Here is a 3,603-nt window from a genome sequence, read left to right as displayed (position 1 = left end):
CCGCCGGCACTCCGCCTGCGGCTACCGCAGCCCGATCACCTACGAGAACACCACCACCGCGGCTACGCTACGACCGGCCGCATAACAATCAAATCGCGTGTCCACTTTTCGGGGCGAAGGCCCGTTGTTCCCGCCCCGCGATATACAGGATCAACTGCTGGCACACCATGACGCTGTCGCTTCGGCTTGCCGCCGGTTAGACGCACAGATGCGCCAAGCCCGCCGGCGAGCCGACATCCTGCGGCAGGCTCTGTTGCAGGCGGCTTTCTCTGGGCGGCTTACGTCACGGACGTCTGACGACGAGGTTGACGGGCTGGTGGCTGCGACGTGACAAGCGTTTGGGGAATCCACAACGATGCACTGACGACCGAACTGATCGAGGGCAACTTCATCAGCATCGGATGGGACGAGGTCGGCGACATCTCGAAGATCGGCCCGGACCGGACTGCGCTCAAGGCCGCGCTCGCTGGTGCGTACCCCGAGGCCAAGCGCGGCTCGATTCCGGTGCAGGCGGGCATCCTCCGCAGGTTTGCCTTTGACATCCAGGTTGGCGATGTCGTCGTCGCCCCGTACCGCCCGGACCGCACGATCAACATCGGCATCGCCACGGGCCCGTACCAATTCCTTGCTGGCGCGCCCAGCCATCGGCATCACCGACCGGTCGAGTGGAAGCGGCTGGGCGTACCGCGGCCGGTCTTCACCCAGGCCGCGCTCTACGAGATCGGGTCCGCGATGACGGTCTTCGGCATTCGGAACCATCCCGCAGAGTTCCTAGCAGTCCTGCGCGCGGAGGGTGACCCTGAAGCAGCGGTCAATGCGGCCGTGCAAAACACCCCACCGGCTGAGGCCGAGGAGGCGGTCGACGAACCGCGCGTCAAACGAGTCAACCAATACACGCGCGACTTCATACTTGAGCAGCTCAAGGCGCCGAACCTGACTCACCAAGAATTCGAGGAGTTCACGGCTGTGCTACTTCGCTCCCTCGGGTACCAGGCTCGGGTCACGCCGTTCTCTCAAGACGGTGGCGTGGACGTCGTCGCACACCGTGACCCGCTCGGTGTGGAACCGCCGCTGATCAAGGTCCAGTGCAAGCACCACACCGGGACGATCTCCTCACCGGAGGTCTCGCAACTGGAAGGAACTCGCGCGGCCGGCGAACTGGCCGTGTTCGTAACTCTTGGCAACTACAGCAAGGACGCGAAGTCCATCGAACGCCAGAAGCAGGGCCTACGCCTCCTCGACGGCGAGGCAGTGGTGGACCTCTTCCTGTCCGGATACGCAGCGCTTCCGACGGAGTGGCGGCTGCGTATCCCGCTCACCCCTCTCCTCGTCGTAAATGACGGCGCGGATGACTGAGGCCCGCGCCCTCGTCGACAAGCTGTGGTCTTACTGCAACGTCTTGCGCGACGACGGCGTCTCCACCATCGAGTACACCGAGCAGCTGACCTACCTCATCTTTCTGAAGATGGCCGACGAGCGCGCGACACGGGCGATCAAGCCGATGACGATCGTCCCCGATTCCTGCTCCTGGCAGCGGCTTCTCGACGCAGACGGCGACGAACTCGAGATCACCTATCGGCACATTCTCGAAGAGCTCGGCCGCAAGCCCGGTGCACTCGGCACGATCTTCCGCAAGGCACAGAACCGCATCCAGGATCCGGCGAAGCTCAAGCGGCTGATCGTTGAGCTGATCAACAAGGAGAACTGGTCGGCCGCTGGCGTCGACGTCAAGGGCGACGCCTACGAGCACCTCCTCGCTAAGGGCGCCGAGGACATCAAGTCCGGCGCGGGCCAGTACTTCACCCCTCGCGCGCTTATCGACGCGATGGTCGACTGCGTCCAGCCGACGGTGAACGACACCGTCTGCGACCCGGCCTGCGGCACCGGCGGCTTCCTGCTGTGGGCGCACGCTTACGCCGCGCGAGACGCCGAGAACCTGACGCCCGACGAGCGAGCGAAGTTGCAGGAGAAATTCATCCGCGGCACCGAGTTGGTGGATGGCACGGCTCGTCTCGCCGCGATGAACCTGCTGCTGCACGGCATCGGCCGTCCGGAGGGCGACTCGTTGATCAGCGTGAAGGACGCGCTCACCGCCGACGATGGCCAGCGGTTCAGCATCGTCCTGGCCAATCCGCCGTTCGGTCGCAAGTCGTCAGTGACGATGATCGGCGCGGACGGCCGGGAGTCCCGCGACGATCTGGAGATCGTGCGCGACGACTTCTGGGTCACCACGTCCAACAAGCAGCTCAATTTCGTCCAGCACATCAAGACGATACTGGCGACCAACGGACGCGCCGCGGTCGTGCTGCCCGACAACGTGCTGTTCGAGGGCGGCGCCGGCGAGACGATCCGGCGCCGCCTCCTGCGTGAGTTCGACGTCCACACGATGCTGCGCCTGCCGACCGGCATCTTCTACGCTGGCGGCGTGAAGGCCAACGTGCTGTTCTTCGACAAGAAGCCCGCTTCCGAGACGCCGTGGACGTCCCAGCTCTGGGTCTATGACTTGCGCACGAATAAGCACTTCACCCTCAAGCAGAGCCAGCTGCGTCGCACCGACTTGGACGACTTCGTCGACGCGTACGCGCCCGGCAAACCCCGCGATGGCCGGACCGAATCAGAACGGTTTAAAGCGTTCACGTATGAAGAGCTGCTAGCCCGCGACAAGGTTAATCTCGACATCAGCTGGCTGCGCGACGAGTCGCTGGAAGATCTCGACAACTTGCCCGCTCCCGAGATAATCGCTCGCGAGATCGTCGATGACCTCACCGCGGCGCTCGCCGAGTTCGAGGTTGTGGCGACCGCACTCGAAGGCCGGATGCAAGAGGACAGATAGCTCGGCTGTGCTGATATCGGTCGTAGCCGACTGGATCGTTCCGCTTATTCCAAGATGGGTCCGGCCGTGAGCGTCGGCTTGATTTCTGGGTAACCGCCAGGTCGGCTCGACCGACATGGTCAGCAGCGTGCGCCAAACGTCTGGCGGGATCCATCGATGCTTCCGGGGTGCGCGGTGACACGCCCGGGATGGTCCGAACGCCCAGTCGAACTGGCCACGTGACGGCGGCTGGCGGCGGATCGCAATCTAACTTTGAACGGTGGGACGCTTGTCGGGTGACACGGGTGACACGGGTGACCGCTGAACTGTGGCCTGATGGCAATGCGATTGGGACAACCCTGCTCGGCCAAATGGCGATTGCGAACGTGACCCCGCACGACGATTCGGCGTCGCACGTTGCCGCGGTGGTCGATGCCTCGGGCGAGGTTGCCTGCTCGCACGTCGTAGGGGACACCGACGGAAGGATGGGTGGCGGCGTTCGTATCCCGGGCTCTTTCAACGGCGACTATCGACAACTTTGACGAGGTCCAAGCTGACGTCGAAGGTTGCCACGCATCGCGGCAGAAGCGAGGCCCTATGTAGCAGGCCATGCGACAGAAGCACGCACCTCGTCCCCGGAAGCGTCGGCTACTGAGACGCAAAACTAACCCGAAACTTTCACGCGGCGCCTGTTGATCGTCGTTCTTGGGGCGGCAGCCTCTGTGGTTTCCGATTGTGCCGTGCGGGCAGGACAGTTTGGCCGAGGTCGCTCGGTGCGCCGGTTCCACGTG

Annotated in this window: 3 protein-coding genes; all 3 read left to right on the top strand. The window is 64.0% G+C overall.

From position 1 onward, the window contains the following. The first annotated feature begins 327 nt into the window (after window positions 1–327). A complete protein-coding gene (locus RM423_RS24260; protein ID WP_311425611.1) occupies window positions 328–1,356 on the top strand; it encodes a restriction endonuclease in 1,029 nt (342 codons plus the stop codon). After that, window positions 1,349–2,833, top strand: a complete 1,485-nt coding sequence (locus RM423_RS24255; protein WP_311425610.1) for a class I SAM-dependent DNA methyltransferase — start codon at window positions 1,349–1,351, stop codon at window positions 2,831–2,833. Before RM423_RS24260 ends, RM423_RS24255 begins: the two co-directional genes overlap by 8 nt. A gap of 293 nt (window positions 2,834–3,126) precedes the next feature. Continuing rightward, window positions 3,127–3,354 (top strand): hypothetical protein, encoded by a 228-nt coding sequence (locus RM423_RS24250; protein ID WP_311425609.1) that lies wholly within the window; start codon window positions 3,127–3,129, stop codon window positions 3,352–3,354. The last annotated feature ends 249 nt before the right edge of the window (window positions 3,355–3,603 follow it).

It is taken from the genome of Jatrophihabitans lederbergiae, assembly GCF_031845305.1.
In the GTDB taxonomy this organism is placed as follows: Bacteria; Actinomycetota; Actinomycetes; order Mycobacteriales; family Jatrophihabitantaceae; genus Jatrophihabitans_A; species Jatrophihabitans_A lederbergiae.
This window is presented reverse-complemented; position numbering and strand designations above follow the sequence as displayed.

What these genes read in the sequence shown, in the direction of transcription:
- RM423_RS24255 (WP_311425610.1), top strand. Translation starts at nt 1,349, where the DNA reads ATGACTGAGGCCCGCGCCCTCGTCGACAAGCTGTGGTCTTACTGCAAC.